This is a genomic window from Pseudonocardia hispaniensis (assembly GCF_042658695.1).
GTDB lineage: Bacteria > Actinomycetota > Actinomycetes > Mycobacteriales > Pseudonocardiaceae > Pseudonocardia > Pseudonocardia hispaniensis.
Genome location: NZ_JBHSQW010000006.1, coordinates 14,434 through 30,796, shown reverse-complemented (window position 1 = coordinate 30,796; position 16,363 = coordinate 14,434). Strand labels below are relative to the sequence as shown.

Sequence of the window (16,363 nt, the reverse complement as noted above, 5' to 3'; positions counted from 1 at the left end):
GAACACGGCCGCGCGGCCGCCGCGGCCGGGAGACCGGGCTTTCGTCATCGAACCTCCTGCGCGACCTCACGGTGTTCCCGGACGAGCAGCCGTCGCCTCGCGGCGGCCGCGAGAACGGCCCGCACGTCGAGCACCCTGGGCCCGTCGTGCGCGAGGGTCACGGTGACGGGCGTGGCTGGGCCGAACTCGATCTCGCGCTCGCCGTCGACGGCGACGGTGCCGCGATCGAGGCCGACCGGCTGCGGAACCCCGGGCGGAAGGGCGCGCGCGTCGTGGATCCCGATCGGTGCGACGATCCCCGGCGCGATCGGTGCCAGCACCGTCCGCGCGGCATGGGTGGCCGCGGTCATCCGGACCGCGACGCCATGCGGATCGGCGCGGCCGCTGGGCGCCAGCAGCCCGGCGATGCTCGACAGGCCGATGGCGTGCGGCTCGGCGAACGCGCAGTACAGCTCGCGGAGGGTCTCGGGCCGCCACAGTGCCCTGGAGCCGACGTGCGCCACCGTCGAGACGCAGACGTCGACCAGCGCGACCTCGCGGGCCGCTCCCGCCGCGACGTGCAGCGCCTTGGCGCGCCGCGTCACCTCGTCGGCGTCGACCCGGCCGGTTGCGAACAGCCCGACCGCGGCGCCGGCGACCGTGGCCTCCCACATCTCGGGGAACGCGTTGTTGGTCCCGGTCGACAGCGGCAGCAGCGGGACGTCGCCGCTGTGCTCCGACGCCGCGCGCACGGTGCCGTCGCCGCCGAGCAGCACGATCGCCGAGGCCCCGCGCTCGCGCATGAGCCGGACCAGTGCGCGGGTGTCCTCGGCCGTGCCACTGATCGAGCCGAGCTCGACGAACGTCAGGTCCGGCCAGCGGCTCGCGGTGGCGCGGCGCTTGTCCCGCGCCCGCAGCACCCCACCCGCGACGCCCATCGCGTCGGTCGACACGAGGACGCGGTCGACCCCGGTGCCCCCCATGGCGGCGACCAGCCGCAACACCATGTTGGTCTTCTCGGCGTTCGGGAAGACCGACGCCTGGGCGACCAGCCTGCGGATGTCCCGGCCCGACATGGGGTTGGCCACGATGCCGACGGTCGAGCCGGGGACAACCGGCAGCGTCGCGGCGGCGGGGCCACCCTGCCCGTTCGGTCCGGCCTGCTGCACCCGGGACTCCCCTACCGGTACACGTGATCGTCGTCAGAGGGGCGGCGCCCCGTGACCCACCTCACCCGAATCGGGTGCGTGGGGCAACGGTTGCAGCAGGGTTGCGAGCAGGGCCGGATCTCAGCCGTCGACGAGGCGGCGAATCCCGGGCGCGGTCGAGGCCCGCAACGTCCGGGATCCGGCGAGATCCGGCACGGCCACCTCCACCTCGGGTGCGATGCGGTAGGGCCGGGCCAGGAGCAGCCCGCCCAGCGACCGGCGCAGCCGCGACAGCTCCGCCCGAACCGTCACCAGATGGTCCCGGTCGCCGTACAGCGCCACCGAGAGCTCCGCGGCGTCCATCCCGGCCCGGCCCGCCTCGGCGAGCAGCACCAGCACCTCGACGTGACGGGTGGACAGCGGGTGAATCCACCGCGCCGACCCCTCCACCACCGCCCGCGCCGGCCGGTGGGTCAGGTCGAGGGTCAGCCGGATCCGCCGGGACCCGCTGAGCCGCAGCAGCCAGCCGCCCGGGACCGGCTCGGGCAGGCACACCCCCACCCCGTGGATCTCCACCGGCCGATCCGCGCGCGGTGCCGCGACCCGGTCCACCGGACGCATGCCGGCGACCGCGGCGACCCAGCCGTGCTCGTCGACGGCGAGACCGGGCCCGGACAGCCCGGCGAGCATCGGCGCGGCGACGGCGCGCAGGGCATCGAGCCTGCTCTCGTGCCGACGCCACAGGCTCGCCTCGGCGAGCTTCACCGCGGTGCCGACGAGTGCGACGGTCGTGGGGTGCACGGTCTCCGCCGGCCCGCTGACGTCGACGACGCCGAGCAGCTCACCGGTGCGCGGGTCGTGGACCGGACAGGCGGTGCAGGTCCAGGAGTGGTGGGTACGCACGAAATGTTCGGCGGAGAAGATCTGGACCGGTGTGTCCTCGGCCAGGGCGGTCCCGATCGCGTTGGTGCCGACGGCGGACTCCGACCAGACGGCGCCCTCGGTGAAGCCCAGCCCATCGGCGCGGTGGCGCACCCGCGAGGAGCCCTCCCGCCACAGCAGCACACCGTCGGCGTCGGTGACCACCATGACGTGCCGGGCGTCCTCGGCCACCGAGGTCAGCGCGACGCGCAGCTCGGGAAGCACCGCCCGCAGCGGCGACTGCGCCCGCCGCCGCTCGACCTCCGCGGCGGCGACCGGGTCCGGCGGCGCGCCGAGGTCGGGGTCGACACCCTGGGCGCGCACCCGCTGCCAGGATCGGGCGACCAGCCGACGGGGGTGGGCCGGTGGACGGTCCCCGGACAGCAGCGCGTCGTGCACGCGCGCGAGCAACCGCGCGTGTCGCCCCACGTCGATCCCCGGCCGGATCGCGCAGACGCCCTCGTCCACTCCCGCCCTCCCGCATCTCCCCCGGCCAGCCTAGGGCGACCGCTGTGGCAGACGCCACGATTCCGATCCGCCGGGCGGTGGTTCGCTCGGTGTGGCGAGGGGCCGCGGGGTGCCGAGCAGAACCCCGCCGATGATCACGACCGCGGAGACCAGTTCGACGGCGGTCGGCCGTTCCCCCAGCATCGCGGCGGCCGCGCCGATCCCGACCACCGGCACCAGGAGCGAGTACGGCGCGACGACACCGGCCGGATAGCGCCGCAGCAACGCGGTCCAGATGCCGGACGCAAGCACGGTCGCCAGCAGCACCAGGTAGGCCAGCGCGAGCAGCCCACCCACCCCGGAGGGGGTCACCGCCGCGCGCAGCGCGGCCCAGTCGGCCGCCGGTCCCTCCAGCGCCAGTGACAACCCGAGCAGCGGCACCGGCGGGACCACCGTCATCCACAGCGTCAGATGCAGCGGGTTCGGCGGGGCGGCGAGCCTGCTGCAGAGGTTCCCGGCCGCCCATCCCAGCGCCGCGATCACGGTCAGCAGCACCGGCAGCAACGCGGCGGTCTCGGCGCGGCTGACCGCGATGGCGGCCAGCCCGGCCACCGCCAGGCCGATCCCGGTGCCCTGGCGGGCGGTCAGCCGCTCACCCAGCAGCAGCGCTCCCAGCAGCACCGTGAACGGCGCCGAGGCCTGCAGCACCAGCGACGCCAGACCGGCCGGCATCCCGCTGTCCATCGCGACGAACAGGAAGATGAACTGCACGGTGCCAAAGCCCAGCCCGTAGCCGACCAGCCAGCGCAGCGGCACCCGAGGCCGGGGCACCAGCACGACGGTGGGCACCGCGATCACACCGAACCGCAGCGCCGCGAGCAGCAGCGGCGGGAAATGCTGCAGGCCGACATGGATCGCGACGAAGTTGACCCCCCACAACACGGCGACGAGGGCGGCGAGCGATCGGTCGCGGACGGTCATGACCTCACGGTTCGCGACGACAACAAGCACGTCGAGCGAAAAGTAATGACATGACTCTGTAGCATCTCTACATGGACGTCCAGCGCCTGCGGGTGCTGCGCGAACTGGCCGACCTCGGCTCGGTGACCGCGGTGGCGCGAGCGCTGTCGTTCACCCCGTCGGCGATCTCCCAGCAGCTCAAGGCGTTGGCCGCCGAGGTCGGGATGCCGCTGACCGAGCCCGCCGGGCGGGGACTACGGCTCACCGCCGCGGGGCGGACGCTGGTGGCCGAGGCGGAGCAGGTGCTGGCCGCGCTCGCCCACGCCGAGGCCGCGCTCGACCGGCTGCGATCCGCCCCCCAGGGCACCGTGCGGGTGGCGCTGTTCCCCTCCGGTGCCCGGATGTTGCTTCCCGGCCTGCTCACGAGGGTCGAGGCGGTCGGCGGGATCGACCTGTGCTGCCGCGACGTCGACATGACCCCGGCCGATGTGGCGGCGCTCGCCGCAGACGTCGACATCGTCGTCACACACCGCGACGAGGCCACCCCCGCCCCGGAGGCGGGCCGGTGGGCGGTTGTCGAACTGCTGCGTGAGCCCCTCGATGTGGTGCTCCCGCCGAGGCACCGGCTCGCCCGTCGCCGGACGGTGCGTCTGACCGACCTCACCGACGAAGGATGGATCAGCGTCGGCGTGGGCTGGCCGGTCGACGAGGTGCTGCGCTCGCTGGCCACCGTGACGGGTGCGCAGCCGCGGATCGTCCAGCGCATCAACGATTTCTCCGTGACCGAGGAGCTCGTGGCCGCCGGGCACGGCATCGCCCTGCTCCCCCGCTACTGCACCGACGACCGCGGCGGGCGGCGGCTGGTGCGCCGACCGCTGGCCGGGGTCAGGGCTGCGCGGCTCATCGAGGCCGTCGCCCGGCGCAGCACCGCGGCGCGGCCCGCCGTGCGTGTCGTGCTCGATGCCCTGCGGGACGAGGCCGCGGCCGTGGTGGCCCGGGGTTAGCGGGCGCCGCGCTCCGGCCGGGTGAGCAGGGTCCACAGCGCCGCGTCGGCGACCCGCTGTGCACCGGCGAGGTCCTCGGGCCGCAGCATTCCGGGCTCGTCGCGGTAGAGCGCGAGGATCCCGACCACCGTCGCACCGACGTGCAGCGGGACCACATGTACCCCGCGCACACCGGTCCGGATCGCGGTGCCGGCGAACACCGGCCAGCGGTGCGGCGGTACGTCGGCCAGATCGGGGACGTGCACCGGGTCGGGCCCGGCGAACGCGTCGACGCACGGCCCCTCGCCGAGGCGGAACTGCAGGCCGTCGAGATCGCGGGCGGCATCGTCGCCCGCCCAGACCGGCTCCCGTCGGCCATCCCCGGTCAGCACCGTGATCGCCGCCCGGTCCACCGCGAGCGTGGCCAGGCACGCCTCGCCGATCCGCCGGACCGCATCGTCGCCGCCCTCGGCGAGAACGGTCGCCAGCGTCGCGGCGATCGGCTGGTCATCGGTGGTTGTCATCGCTGCTCCGCTCGTCATTTGACGCTGATGCGCACCGAGTCGAACGCGGGGGTCTGGTTGGCGCGCTCCATCATCGGGATCCGGTGCGACCCATCGCCGGCCCACGAGGAGCACTGCGCCGTTCCCGCCGTCGGCAGACCGGGGACGTCGATCGTGACGGAGTCGGGTGCGGCACCGCCGCCGTTGTCCTGGGTGGCGACGAAGAACTCGGGCGCCGGCGACGCGTCGGGGGCGACGTCCGTGCCCGGCAGCATCCGGCACGCGGTGTGGAAGTGGCCGCGCTGGAGGCCGTTCCCGTCGAGGAACGAGCTCTCGAGGTAGTAGCCGCCCGCCGCCGCGGACAGGAAGCGGTCGCGGACCAGGTTGCGCGTGCTCACCTTGAGCTGAAACGGCTGGCCGGCGGCCACTTCGGTGGGCGCCTGGGTGATCAGCAACGAGGGGCTCTTCGCCGCCGAGGCGACCTCACCGAAGCTCGTGCTGACGCACCGTGGGGCGACCTGGAAACCGTCGTGGGGCGAAAGCGCGCTGGTGGTGCAGTCGCGACCGAGAACGTCGAGCCCGTTGTCGGCGGCGGGCGGAGGCGCCGCCTGGGGTGGCGCCTCGCCGGCTCCGGCGTTCCCGCCCTGCTGGGGCGGCTGGCCCGCGTTGCCGCCGCGCTCCTTGGCGTTGTTGGCGCGGTCCCCGGCGTTGCCGCCGCGTTCCCCGGCATTGGTGGCGCGGTCCCCGGCGTTGGTGGCGCGGTCCCCGGCGTTGGTGGCGCGGTCCCCGGCGTTGGTGGCGCGGTCGCTCCCGTTGCGGTTACCCGCTTGGCCGTCGCGGTTCTCCCCATTTCCGGCGCGGTCCCCGGCGTTTCCGGAGCGGCTACCGGTCTGGCCGCCATTGTCGCCGGCGCCGGCGCCGGCGTCCGCGGCCGCGGACGGGTTCGGGGCGGCCTCCGCATAGCCGCAGGCGGCCGGGCCCAGGATCACCGCCAGGGCCGCGACCGAGGTGGCGAGCACGGCGCGGAGCCGGGTGCGGGGTGCAGATCGGGTGGTCATCGGATCGTTCATCCTCCGTTCGTGTTGCGGGGTGGCGTTGCGGCCGCCGCGGTGACGACATCCGTGGCGCTCTCGCGGATCGCGTGTCGTGGCCCTGGGCCGGATCTGGGGGTGGGCGCCGCCGGGATCGCGATCGTCGGGGGGTTGCGGCGCTGCGTGCGGGCCGGTTTGGTGGCGGACCTGCCACGTCGGCGAAGAGCGAGGGCGACGCCGACCGCGGTTAGCAGCGCGGCCACCACCACCAGACCGGGTACCAGCAGGTCCAGCGGTCCGGTCGCACCCGCGAGCAGCCCCGGGGAGGGCGCCTCGGGAAGCTGGGAGTAGACGACGAGGCCGGTGCTCTCCAGGTGGCCGATATGCCGACTGACGAATTCCTCGGCCGTGTCGGCGAACGAGCGGACCAGGTCGTTGCGGGTGCTGGCCCGAACCTCGGCGATGATCGGGAGCACGGTCCCGTGGGCCTGCCGGAGCAGCTGCACGAACAGCCGGTCGTAGTCCGAGCCGGTCGCCGCGGACAGCTGGGACATCCAGCCCAGCTGCTGGCTACTGGGCTGATTCGGCAGCAGGACACCCAGCTGGCCGGCGACGTCGCGGACCCGCTGGTCGAGGTCGGCGTGCTCGGCCGCGAGTATCCCGCCGACCTCGCGGACCGAAGCGGCCGAGGCCTTCTGTTGAGCCTCCTGCCCGGTGGGACCCTCCCACAGGCCGGCCTGCCGGACCTTGATCAGAAGATTGCGGTCGGCGGGCCCGAGCGGCCCGAACTGGGTCTGGGTCCAGCCCCCGGTGCCGGGCGCAGCCGAGACCCAGGACTGGATCACCGACATCGATACCGCAGCGACCACCGCGACCACGATGGACCATCGGAGATACGCGGGAATCCGGCGCAGCATGTGGGGGAGCTACCTTTCGTGAACAAGGGTGGGACCGCGTCGAACGGTGTCCGCAGGTGCGGGACGGGAACGCGACGCGGTGGGCCGCACCGCCGGTGCCTCGAGTAGTGGGCTTCACGGCGGGAGCCCGGACCGGCCGCGGCAGCGGGATGAGTGAGCGGGGCTCAGTAGCCGAGACCGCTCGACGACAGGCTCTTCTCGCGGGCCGGCGCAGAGCCGCCGGTGACGGCGGCCGTACCCACCGCGGAACCGGGCTTCACGACCGGCTTGCCGTCCACACCGATGGCGTGCCACGTGCCACCGACGCCCTCGCCCTTCACGTCACCGGGCGCCGTGTCCTTGGCGAAGCGGTACAGCGGCCAGCCGTTGAGGGTCAGCTGCTCGGTACCGTCGGCCCTGGCGACGGTACCGATGGACCTCTGCGTGATCCCCTGCAGGGGTGGGACACCGTCGCCCAGTACTGGTGGCCAGTCGGTCGCGCAGGCATCGGCGCAGGTGGACTTCGGGGGCTGGGCGGAGTCCTTGTCGAACCGGTACAGCGTGAAACCGTCGCTGGTCACGACCGTGCCGAGCGGGGTGACGGCGGTGGCCAGGCCGCCCGCGACCGGCGCGGTGGCGGGGGCGGAGGCGGCACCGACGGGGGTGGCCTGACTCGCCGGGGTACCCGAGGTGTAACCGCAGGCACCGACCGCGAACAGCAGACCGGCCACGGCGAGACCGGAGAGGGTGCGCACCGATCGTCGGGGGACGTGGCTGTTCATCGAGGGGTCCTCTTCTCGCTGGGGAGCGACTCCGGTGCCAGACACCGCACCGAAGGCGGAGCCGACGGTAGGTAGTCGAGGGCCGCCGCGGTTGCGAATCTGAGAGGCCGTCCCGGTGCGCGACGCCTGAGGTGCGATGAGTGGCGCGTTCTTACGCCATTGCGCGCAGCCGCAGCCGCCGAACGCGAGGGGACGGTCTCAGGCGGGCCGCGCGCGTCGCTCGGCGCCGACGAACGCGGACGCCGTCACTGCACAATTCCGACCAACCGCCACGGACGCGGCGGTTCCTGAAAGGTTGCTCGGCGAATGGAGCAACTTTTCGGGCGAACAGAGCAATCCGATGCCACTCGGCGATGGTCTGCGGACCGATCGGCGATGCCGCGTCCGCGCATACTCAGGTTCCCCGATGTCCGCGGGCGGCGTGCCTACGGTCCGGCGGCATGGAACGGAGGAAGCAGGCCCAGACGGGTTGGACAGCGGTCCTGTTCGCCGTGCTCGCCGGACCGGCGTTGATCTGGCTGGTCCGGTCGGAGCCGATGAGCATGTGGCGGCAGCTGTCGATCGTCACCGGCCTCATCGCCCTGTCGGCGATGGCCTGCGCCGCGGTGCTGCCCTCCCGGATCCGAACGGTGTCCAAGGTGTTCGGCATCGAGAACGTGATCGGCGTGCACCGGCAGCTCGGCATGGTGTGCGCGTTGTTCGTCGCGCTGCATCTGGCCTGCGTTGTGGCGGCGGACCCGACCCAGGTCGCGTTGCTCGACGTGACGACGGCACCCGGCCGGGCACGGGCCGCGGTGCTCGCGACGGTGGCCCTGGCGGCGCTGGTGGTGTTCGCGCTCAACCGCCGTTGGCTGGGCCCCCGGTACGAGCTCTGGCGTTGGACGCACCTCCTGCTGGCCGGTGCGGCCCTCGCCGGGTCCGCGATGCACACCCTGCTGGTCGGCAACGTCGTCGCCGACCCGGTCGTGGGCCCGATGCTCCTCGCCCTGGGTCTTCTGCTGCTCGCCGTGCTGGCCCAGCGCTGGGTGTGGCGAACGTGGCTGGACGACAGCACCGAGTTCGTGGTCCGCGAGGTGCGGCCGGAGAACCCGACCGTGAGCACCCTCGTGCTCGAACCGCGGGCGCGGCACGCCCCGTCGGCGGGCCTGCATTTCGCGCCGGGGCAGTTCGCCTGGCTTCGGCTGAACCAGGCCGCCATCGAGGAGCATCCGTTCACCATCGCCTCGGGTGCGCACGACCCGACGCGGCCCGAGTTCACCATTCGGCACACCGGTGGCTTCGCCTCCACGCTCGGCGAACTCCGGCCGGGCACCCCGATCTGGGTCGACGGCCCGTACGGCGCGTTCACCAGCGACGTCGCGTCCTCGAAGGGCGTGGTGATGATCGCCAGCGGGGTCGGGATCACCCCGATGATGAGCATGCTGCGCACCGCGGCACAACGCGGTGACCGGCGACCGTTCCGGCTGATCGTGCTGGCCCGTGACGGCGGCGAACTGCTGTTCCGCGACGAGCTCGCGACGCTGCGCGACTACCTCGATCTCGAGGTCACGGAGGTGCTGCGGCGCCCGCCCCCCGACTGGACCGGTGCCACCGGACCGATCGACGTGGGCCTGCTCGCCGCCGTGCTGGCCGGCCTGGACCACGACGAGCGCAACCGCAACCGCCTCGACTACTTCATCTGCGGCTCGCCGTCGTTGCTCGCCGACGTGCTCGATGCCCTCGGCGCACTCGGCGTCTCCGACGAGCGGATCCACACCGAACAGTTCGACATGGCGTGACCCCACCGCCGCGGGTTCAGCGCGGCACCGGCGCCCGGTCCTCGCGCGCCGCCCATGGCCGGTGCCGCCAGCCGGCCGCGACCAGCAGGGCAACGGCGACGATCACGTAGGTGGCGCCGACCACCTGCTGGAACCCGCTCCAGGCCAGCTCGCGTTCGTTGTCGTGGGGCAGGAACTGGAACGGCGCGAGGTAGAACGCGACGAGCAACACCCCGGTGGCCGCGGTCCAGCCGGGCGAGCGGTGTCGCAGCGCGTGCCCGGCCGTGACGACCAGGGCGGGCGCGATCCACACCCAGTGGTGCGACCAGGAGGTCGGCGAGACGAGCAGTCCGAGACCGGCCACCGTGACCAGCGCCAGCGGCGCGTCCGCGATGCGCCCGACCGGGATCGCCAGGACCAGCAGCACCGCGGCCACCACCAGCCAGCCCGTGGTGAGCGCCGCTCCGGTGAGCCCCATCCGGGCGAGCACCGCCTCGATGGTCTCGTTCGTGTAGAAGACCGAGCCGCTGATCCCCGATGCCGGGCCGCCCAACCAGTAGCGGGCGGAGGCGGCCGGGTCGACCAGGAAGCCGAGTCCGGTGGCGGCCGCCCCCGTAACGACGGCCACGACGGCCGAACGCAGGTCGCGGCGCAGGAGGAAGTACAGGACGAACACCGCGGGCGTCAGCTTGATCGCGGCCGCGATGCCGACCAACAGGCCCCGGGGCCAGCGTGGTCGGGCGACCAGGCAGTCGAGCGCCACCAGCGCCATCAGCACCAGGTTGATCTGGCCGAACTCGAACGTCTGACGCACCGGTTCGAGCAGCAGCGCGGCCGGCAATGCGGCGCCGGTGACGGCCAGTGCCCCGGCCCGTCCGCCCGCGGGCCAGCTTCGCGCCGCGACGACGTAGAGCGTCACCGCCAGGCTGGCCAGGGACAGCACGAACAGCGCGATCCACGACGGCGTCCAGGGCAGCAGCACCAGCGGAGTGAGCACCATCGCGGCGAACGGCGGGTAGATGAACGGCAGCGCCAGCCCGCTGATCGTCGGGGGCAGGCTGCCGTACATGTCCCCCCCGGCCAGCCAGGTCTGCACGCCGAGCCGGTAGACCTCGAGGTCGATGTGGTAGCCGTGCATGCGCACCAGCAACCAGGTGAGCACGAGGGCCAGCACCGGCAGTGCGACGACGAGGACCGAGCGGGGGGTGGTGAGCCTGGCGCGCAGTCGTCGGGTGAGCACGGCGGCAGACGTCGAGGTGCTCGAGACGAACAAGCGGTCCTCCGGCCGATCTTGCGGTCCTGGTCCGGGGATACGGTAGCCCGCCGCGCCCGGGCCGGTCGCAGCGGGCGCGCCGGAACCCCCTGATCGGCGTCCGGGAGCCGGCCGCCGGGGGAACCGCGGCCCCCCGGCCCGCACACCGGTCCGGTCGGGGGTCGGTCGATCGGGCCGGCCGACGGGCCCCGCCATGGACCGGGCGGTCAGCGTATTCCCGCCGCGTCCATTCCGCGCAGTTCCTTCTTCAGATCCGCGATCTCGTCGCGCAGCCGGGCCGCGAGCTCGAACTGCAGATCGCGGGCCGCGGCCAGCATCTGGTCGGACAACTGCTGGATCAGGTCGGCCAGCTCGGCACGCGGCATGTTCGTCGTATCGCGCCGGGCCACGACGCCGGAGCTGGTGCCGCCCCGGCCCGGTTCGCCGGCCGCGCGCTTGCCCCGGGACTGGTTGCGACCCGATCCGCCGACCGGCACCTCGGTGTCGTCGGCTTCCCGGTACACCTGGTCGAGAATGTCGGCGATCTTCTTCCGCAGCGGCTGCGGATCGATCCCCTTCTCCGTGTTGTAGGCGATCTGCTTGGCTCGGCGCCGGTCGGTCTCCTCGATCGCATGCCGCATCGACTCGGTGACCGTGTCGGCGTACATGTGCACCTCGCCCGAGACATGTCGCGCGGCCCGGCCGATGGTCTGGATCAGCGATGTCCCCGAACGGAGAAAGCCCTCCTTGTCGGCGTCGAGGATCGCCACGAGCGACACCTCCGGCAGGTCGAGGCCCTCACGCAGCAGGTTGATGCCGACGAGCACGTCGAACTCGCCGAGCCGAAGCTGGCGCAGCAACTCGACCCGGCGCAGGGTGTCGACCTCCGAATGCAGGTAGCGGACCCGGATGCCCAGCTCCAGCAGGTAGTCGGTGAGGTCCTCGGCCATCTTCTTGGTCAGCGTCGTGACCAGCACCCGCTCGTCGCGCTCGGTCCGCGTGCGGATCTCGTGCACCAGGTCGTCGATCTGGCCCTTGGTCGGCTTCACCACCACCTGCGGATCGACCAGACCGGTCGGGCGGATGACCTGCTCGACGAACTCCCCGCCGGTGCGCGAGAGTTCGTACGGGCCCGGGGTGGCCGAGAGGTAGACGGTCTGACCAATCCGGTCGGCGAACTCCTCCCAGGTCAGCGGCCGGTTGTCGACCGCGGAGGGCAGGCGGAAGCCGAACTCCACCAGGGAGCGTTTGCGGGACACGTCGCCCTCGTACATGCTGCCGATCTGCGGGACGGTCTGATGTGACTCGTCGATGACCAACAGGAAGTCGTCGGGGAAGTAGTCCAGCAGGGTCGCCGGGGCCGAGCCGGGGCCGCGCCCGTCGATATGCCGCGAGTAGTTCTCGATGCCCGAGCAGAAGCCGACCTGGCGGATCATCTCGAGGTCGTACTGCGTGCGCATCCGCAACCGCTGGGCCTCGAGCAGCTTGCCCTGACGTTCCAGCTCGGCCAGTCGCTGCGCCAGCTCGGCCTCGATGTCGCGGACGGCCCGCTCCATCCGCTCCGGGCCCGCGACGTAATGCGTAGCCGGGAAGATCCGCAGTTCGTCGACCCGCTTGAGCTCCTCACCGGTGAGCGGATGCAGGTAATGGAGCGCCTCGATCTCGTCGCCGAAGAACTCGATCCGGATCGCGAGCTCCTCGTAGGCGGGGATGATCTCCACCGTGTCGCCGCGCACCCGGAACGTCCCGCGGTTGAACGCCAGGTCGTTGCGGGTGTACTGGACATCCACGAGCGCCCGGAGCAACGTATCGCGCTCCACCTCGTCCCCCACGGCCAGCTGGACCGAACGGTCCAGATAGGACTGCGGGGTGCCCAGGCCGTAGATGCACGAGACCGAGGCGACCACGACCACGTCGCGCCGCGACAGCAGGCTCTGGGTGGCCGAGTGCCGCAGCCGTTCGACGTCCGAGTTGATCGAGGAGTCCTTCTCGATATAGGTGTCGGTCTGCGCGATATAGGCCTCGGGCTGGTAGTAGTCGTAGTACGAGACGAAGTACTCGACGGCGTTGTTCGGCAGCATCTCGCGCAGCTCGTTGGCCAGCTGCGCGGCGAGCGTCTTGTTGTGCGCCATCACCAGTGTGGGCCGCTGCAGCCGCTCGATCAGCCACGCGGTGGTGGCCGACTTGCCGGTGCCCGTGGCACCGAGCAGCACGACGTCCTGTTCGCCCGCCCGGATCCGGCGTTCCAGCTCGTCGATGGCGGCGGGTTGGTCACCGGCGGGCTCGTACGGGCTGACGACCTCGAACCGCCCCTCGGCACGGGAGATCTCGCCGACCGGCCGGTACGCCGAATGGGCCAGCGGCGTATCCGGTTCGCCGCCGCGCGCGGCGCTTCCGGGAACCTCTGTCGCGAATGCCACGCATCCAGGGTACGAGCCCGTACCGACAGGAGCGGGGCGTGGAACCGGGCGCGGCGCCCGTCGGCGGCGTCTGCCAGGATCGGCCCGGTGCATCCGCCGAAGATCCAGACCTTCGACGTCACGGCCAAGATCAACATCGACAACAAGGGGATCGTCCGGACGGTCGAGGAGTACCGGGTCGAGTCCTTTGGCCTCTACATGAGCCGGGCGATGGTGAACCGGGTGAGCGCCCACTGGGTGGAGTCCTGGTTGCTCCCCGACCTGGGAGTCTGTGTGACCGACTGGTGGTGGAACCCCGGTCACGAGCGCGACCAGGACTTCTATCTCGACGTCGCGGCCATCGAGCGCGGCCGCGATCGATGGCGGCTCACCGACCTGTACCTCGACATCGTGGTCCGCACCGGACGCAGCGCGCAGGTGGTCGATGTCGACGAGTTCGTCGAGGCGGTCGCGGGCGGGCTGCTGGAACCCGCGCTCGCCGAGTACGCGATGCACCGGACCCACGACACGGTGGCCGCGCTGGCGGCGCACGGCCACGATCTGGATCGCTGGCTCGCCACCGAGGGCATCGCGCTGAGCTGGCGGAGTCGCCCCCGGTCAGGCCACCGGAAGTAGCCCGTCGGGCGACGGCTGCGTCGCGCTCGTGGGTGGGTTGCTGGGCGCGGTGGTGCCGGTGGTCGTCGGCGGCGTCGTCGAGGAGCTGGCCTGCGGGGGCGTGGTCGGGTCCGGGGTGCCCTCCGCGTGGGTCGTCGTCGGGGCGGTCGAGGTGGGGGTCGGGGTCTGGGTCGGGGTCCTGGGCGGCCGCGTCGTCGTGGGCGGCTCCTCGGGCCGCGTGGTCGTCGGTTCGGCGGACGGCGGAGCCGCCGGGGTCGGGACGACCGTGGTGGGGGACGGGCGGACCTGGGTGCGCCGGGGCTGACGGTCGGCGGGCGAGGCGGCCGGGGCGAACGATTCCGCGACGGGTGGCGGAGTCGTCGTGGCCGGCACGCTGGTCGTCACCGGTGCGCCGGACACCCCGATGGGTGGGGTGGGCGCGGCTCCGGGCCGCACGCCCCCCTGGGCGACGGCGGTGAACCCGCCCAGCACGCCGACGGCCAGGACCGCGGCGGCGGAGCTCGTCCGGTTGAACGAGCTCATGCGCCGGATGACATCGTCGACCGCGGGGAGGGTGACCCCGGCCGACAACTCGTCGTCCAGTCTGCGGAACTCCGCGGTCAGCTGAGCCAGCGCGTCAGTCACGGTTGTCCTCGTCGTCGTAGGGCGTGAACTCGAACGGCAGCACCTCCGCCAGGCCCTCGGCGGCAACGAGCCGAGCCCTGGAGAGCCTGGCCTGCACGGTGCCCGGCGACACCCGCTCCAGAGCGGCGATCTCGGTCATCGGGACGCCGACCATGTGGAACAGCACCAGGCTGCGCCGCTCCGCCGGGGACAGCCGGCGCAGCGCACCCAGCAGCGCGGCCGTGCGCGGGTCGGCGGCCCCGGTGTCGGCGGCCCGCACGCGACCGATCCCGATCCGGGCGAGGATCGACCGCCAGTTGCGCATCGTCGAGCGCACCGCGACACGGCGAACCCAGGCCGTCGGATCGGCGGACCGCCCGACCTGCTCCCAGCTCCGCCAGGCCTGCGAGTACGCGTCCTGGACCGCCTCGTGTGCCCCGCCGGAGTCCAGCGTGATCGCGTAGAGCTGGGCGACCAGGCGCTGGTAGTTGGCCTCGAGGTGGGCGCCGAAGTCGGCACGCAGCGCAACCTCGGCCGCGGTCGGGTCACCCTGGCCGGGCGGCACCGGGCCGTCGGGATCGGCCTCGGCCTCGGTACCCGACCCGGTGGGATCGCTCTCGCGGGGGTTCGCCGCCGCGTCGGGCTCCGGCCGGGCCGTCCCGGACTTCTCGGCCTCCGACCGGGCATCCGCGGCCTCGGCGGCGGGTTCGGCCGAGCCGGGGTCCACGGTCTCGGCGGCGGGTTCGGCCGAGCCGGCATCCGCGGCCTCGGCGGCGGGTTCGGCCGAGCCGGGGTCCACGGTCTCGGCGGCACCCGCTTCGTCCACACCCGTGCGTTCCTGATCGCCGGACTCGGCGCGGTGCTGGGCCAGCGCGCTCAACCCTCGTCCCTCCGGTCATCTGATGGGCGCGGCGGAGCAGACTGCGGTCACACCTCGTGCAGCCGGTGCGCATCCCCCGACCCTCAGTCGGTTAACGATCGATCGACGTTACAGGTGCGCCACCGTCGGGTCAGCGGGCCGGATACCAGCCCGAGCCGGACGCCCACCGTTCGGCTCGTGGCACCGCGCCGTCGAACCAGGGTTCCTTGGCCGCGGCGTAGCGGGCGGCGTCGGCGTCCCCGCCGAACTCGGCGGCGGCCCGGCGCTTGAGCGCGAGGTACTCGTCGCGGGCATCGGTGTCCGCGCGCAGCCAGTCCCGCATCAGCAGCGCGTAGCGCCATCCGGGTGACCCGAGCTCCCGGACGTGGAGGTGGACGAGCCGGCCCGGGTCCGCGCTCGCGTGATAGCGCGTGCACCAACGGCGTGGGTCCGGGTCGGTCGGCTGCGGACCGTCCCTGAGGAGCTCCGGCCGGCGGGGGAACCCGGCGGCGGCGAGCGAGTCGGCGACCGCGTCCGCGTCGGCCAGCTCCTCGACCGCGAGCTGCAGGTCGATGACGTCCTGGGCGGGCAGTCCCGGGACCGCGGTCGAGCCGATGTGCTCGATTCCGCGCCCACGGCTCCCGGCGGCGAACGCGATCCGTGCGGCGAGCCGGGCGGCGTGGGCGGGCCAGCCCGGATCGGGCTCGACGAGCCGTGGCGGGCCGCCGTGGGCCGGGCGGCGCCAGCACATGTTCTCGGCGAACGGGACGAGCCGGTCCGTCCACAGCGCGTCGACGGCCGCCTCGAGTTCGGCGGGCGAGCGACTGTTGTCCAGCAGGACGTCGGCGGCGGCCCGGCGCGCGTCGTCGTCGACCTGGGCGGCGATCCGGGAGCGGGCGTCGGCCTCGGCCATGCCCCGGCTGCGCACCAGCCGGCGAACCCGTACCTGCGGGTCCGCGTGGACGACGACGACCAGCGGGAAGGTGGGCGCCATCCCGCCCTCGACGAGCAACGGGACATCCTGCACGATGATCGAGCCCGCGGGCGCTGAGGCGACCAGCTCCGCGGAGCGCCGCCGCACCCGCGGATGCACGATCGCATTCAGCCGGTCACGTGCCGCCGGGTCGGCGAAGACCAATGACGCCATCGCCGGCCGGTCGAGCTCGCCGTCGGGTCCGACCATCCCGGGACCGAATGCCTCGACGAT

The 16,363-nt window shown here is 73.1% G+C and carries 15 protein-coding genes; 3 read left to right on the top strand and 12 right to left on the bottom strand.

Going from position 1 to position 16,363, the window contains the following annotated elements; genetic code table 11:
• Window positions 1–44: 44 nt before the first annotated feature.
• From ACFQE5_RS02495 to ACFQE5_RS02485, 3 genes are all read right to left on the bottom strand, one after another.
• Window positions 45–1,148 carry an ATP-NAD kinase family protein gene (locus ACFQE5_RS02495; RefSeq protein ID WP_379582273.1) on the bottom strand — a complete coding sequence of 368 codons (1,104 nt, stop codon included), beginning with the start codon at window positions 1,146–1,148 and terminating at the stop codon, window positions 45–47.
• A gap of 120 nt (window positions 1,149–1,268) precedes the next feature.
• Window positions 1,269–2,516, bottom strand: coding sequence for a GAF domain-containing protein (locus ACFQE5_RS02490; protein ID WP_379582271.1), 1,248 nt, complete (start codon window positions 2,514–2,516; stop codon window positions 1,269–1,271).
• A 30-nt stretch (window positions 2,517–2,546) separates the two neighbouring features.
• A complete protein-coding gene (locus tag ACFQE5_RS02485; protein WP_379582269.1) occupies window positions 2,547–3,476 on the bottom strand; it encodes an EamA family transporter in 930 nt (309 codons plus the stop codon).
• Window positions 3,477–3,547: 71 nt separating this feature from the next.
• Between ACFQE5_RS02485 and ACFQE5_RS02480 the strand changes: the two genes are divergently transcribed.
• Window positions 3,548–4,459, top strand: a complete 912-nt coding sequence (locus tag ACFQE5_RS02480; protein WP_379582267.1) for a LysR family transcriptional regulator — start codon at window positions 3,548–3,550, stop codon at window positions 4,457–4,459.
• On the opposite strand, the gene ACFQE5_RS02475 is transcribed toward ACFQE5_RS02480, so the two are convergent.
• The 4 genes from ACFQE5_RS02475 to ACFQE5_RS02460 all read right to left on the bottom strand — a co-directional run bounded on the left by ACFQE5_RS02475 (window position 4,456) and on the right by ACFQE5_RS02460 (window position 7,650).
• Entirely contained in the window at window positions 4,456–4,962 is a 507-nt protein-coding gene (locus ACFQE5_RS02475; protein ID WP_379582265.1) for a GAF domain-containing protein, read from the bottom strand. The two genes, ACFQE5_RS02480 and ACFQE5_RS02475, sit on opposite strands and share 4 nt — an antisense overlap.
• Window positions 4,963–4,976: 14 nt before the next feature.
• The gene (locus ACFQE5_RS02470; RefSeq protein WP_379582262.1) at window positions 4,977–5,999 is read right to left on the bottom strand and encodes a hypothetical protein; all 1,023 of its coding nucleotides are present in this window, start codon (window positions 5,997–5,999) and stop codon (window positions 4,977–4,979) included.
• Window positions 6,000–6,007: 8 nt separating this feature from the next.
• Window positions 6,008–6,841 (bottom strand): DUF4142 domain-containing protein, encoded by an 834-nt coding sequence (locus ACFQE5_RS02465; RefSeq protein WP_379582260.1) that lies wholly within the window; start codon window positions 6,839–6,841, stop codon window positions 6,008–6,010.
• 212 nt (window positions 6,842–7,053) lie between these two features.
• Window positions 7,054–7,650 (bottom strand): hypothetical protein, encoded by a 597-nt coding sequence (locus ACFQE5_RS02460; protein WP_379582258.1) that lies wholly within the window; start codon window positions 7,648–7,650, stop codon window positions 7,054–7,056.
• Window positions 7,651–8,090: 440 nt separating this feature from the next.
• Between ACFQE5_RS02460 and ACFQE5_RS02455 the strand changes: the two genes are divergently transcribed.
• Window positions 8,091–9,428 (top strand): ferredoxin reductase family protein, encoded by a 1,338-nt coding sequence (locus ACFQE5_RS02455; protein ID WP_379582256.1) that lies wholly within the window; start codon window positions 8,091–8,093, stop codon window positions 9,426–9,428.
• A gap of 16 nt (window positions 9,429–9,444) precedes the next feature.
• Here ACFQE5_RS02455 and ACFQE5_RS02450 read toward each other — a convergent pair whose 3' ends face one another.
• Together ACFQE5_RS02450 and uvrB are read right to left on the bottom strand one after the other, a co-directional pair.
• Window positions 9,445–10,680, bottom strand: coding sequence for a glycosyltransferase 87 family protein (locus ACFQE5_RS02450; protein ID WP_379582254.1), 1,236 nt, complete (start codon window positions 10,678–10,680; stop codon window positions 9,445–9,447).
• 206 nt (window positions 10,681–10,886) lie between these two features.
• The gene (gene uvrB / locus ACFQE5_RS02445; RefSeq protein ID WP_379582252.1) at window positions 10,887–13,079 is read right to left on the bottom strand and encodes an excinuclease ABC subunit UvrB; all 2,193 of its coding nucleotides are present in this window, start codon (window positions 13,077–13,079) and stop codon (window positions 10,887–10,889) included.
• A 78-nt stretch (window positions 13,080–13,157) separates the two neighbouring features.
• Here uvrB and ACFQE5_RS02440 point away from each other — a divergent pair, with 78 nt between their 5' ends.
• On the top strand, window positions 13,158–13,694 hold the full coding sequence (locus ACFQE5_RS02440) for a DUF402 domain-containing protein (RefSeq protein WP_379582367.1): 537 nt from the start codon (window positions 13,158–13,160) through the stop codon (window positions 13,692–13,694).
• Here the strand turns inward: ACFQE5_RS02440 and ACFQE5_RS02435 are convergent.
• The 3 genes from ACFQE5_RS02435 to coaE all read right to left on the bottom strand — a co-directional run.
• Window positions 13,677–14,318: a hypothetical protein gene (locus ACFQE5_RS02435; RefSeq protein ID WP_379582250.1), complete on the bottom strand. Its 642-nt coding sequence runs from the start codon at window positions 14,316–14,318 to the stop codon at window positions 13,677–13,679. The genes ACFQE5_RS02440 and ACFQE5_RS02435 overlap by 18 nt on opposite strands.
• Window positions 14,311–15,177, bottom strand: coding sequence for an RNA polymerase sigma factor (locus ACFQE5_RS02430; RefSeq protein ID WP_379582248.1), 867 nt, complete (start codon window positions 15,175–15,177; stop codon window positions 14,311–14,313). The genes ACFQE5_RS02435 and ACFQE5_RS02430 overlap by 8 nt, the downstream gene beginning before the upstream one ends.
• A gap of 130 nt (window positions 15,178–15,307) precedes the next feature.
• Window positions 15,308–16,363, bottom strand: a 1,056-nt coding sequence (coaE, locus tag ACFQE5_RS02425; protein WP_379582246.1) for a dephospho-CoA kinase, incomplete at its 5' end; no start/stop codon positions are given.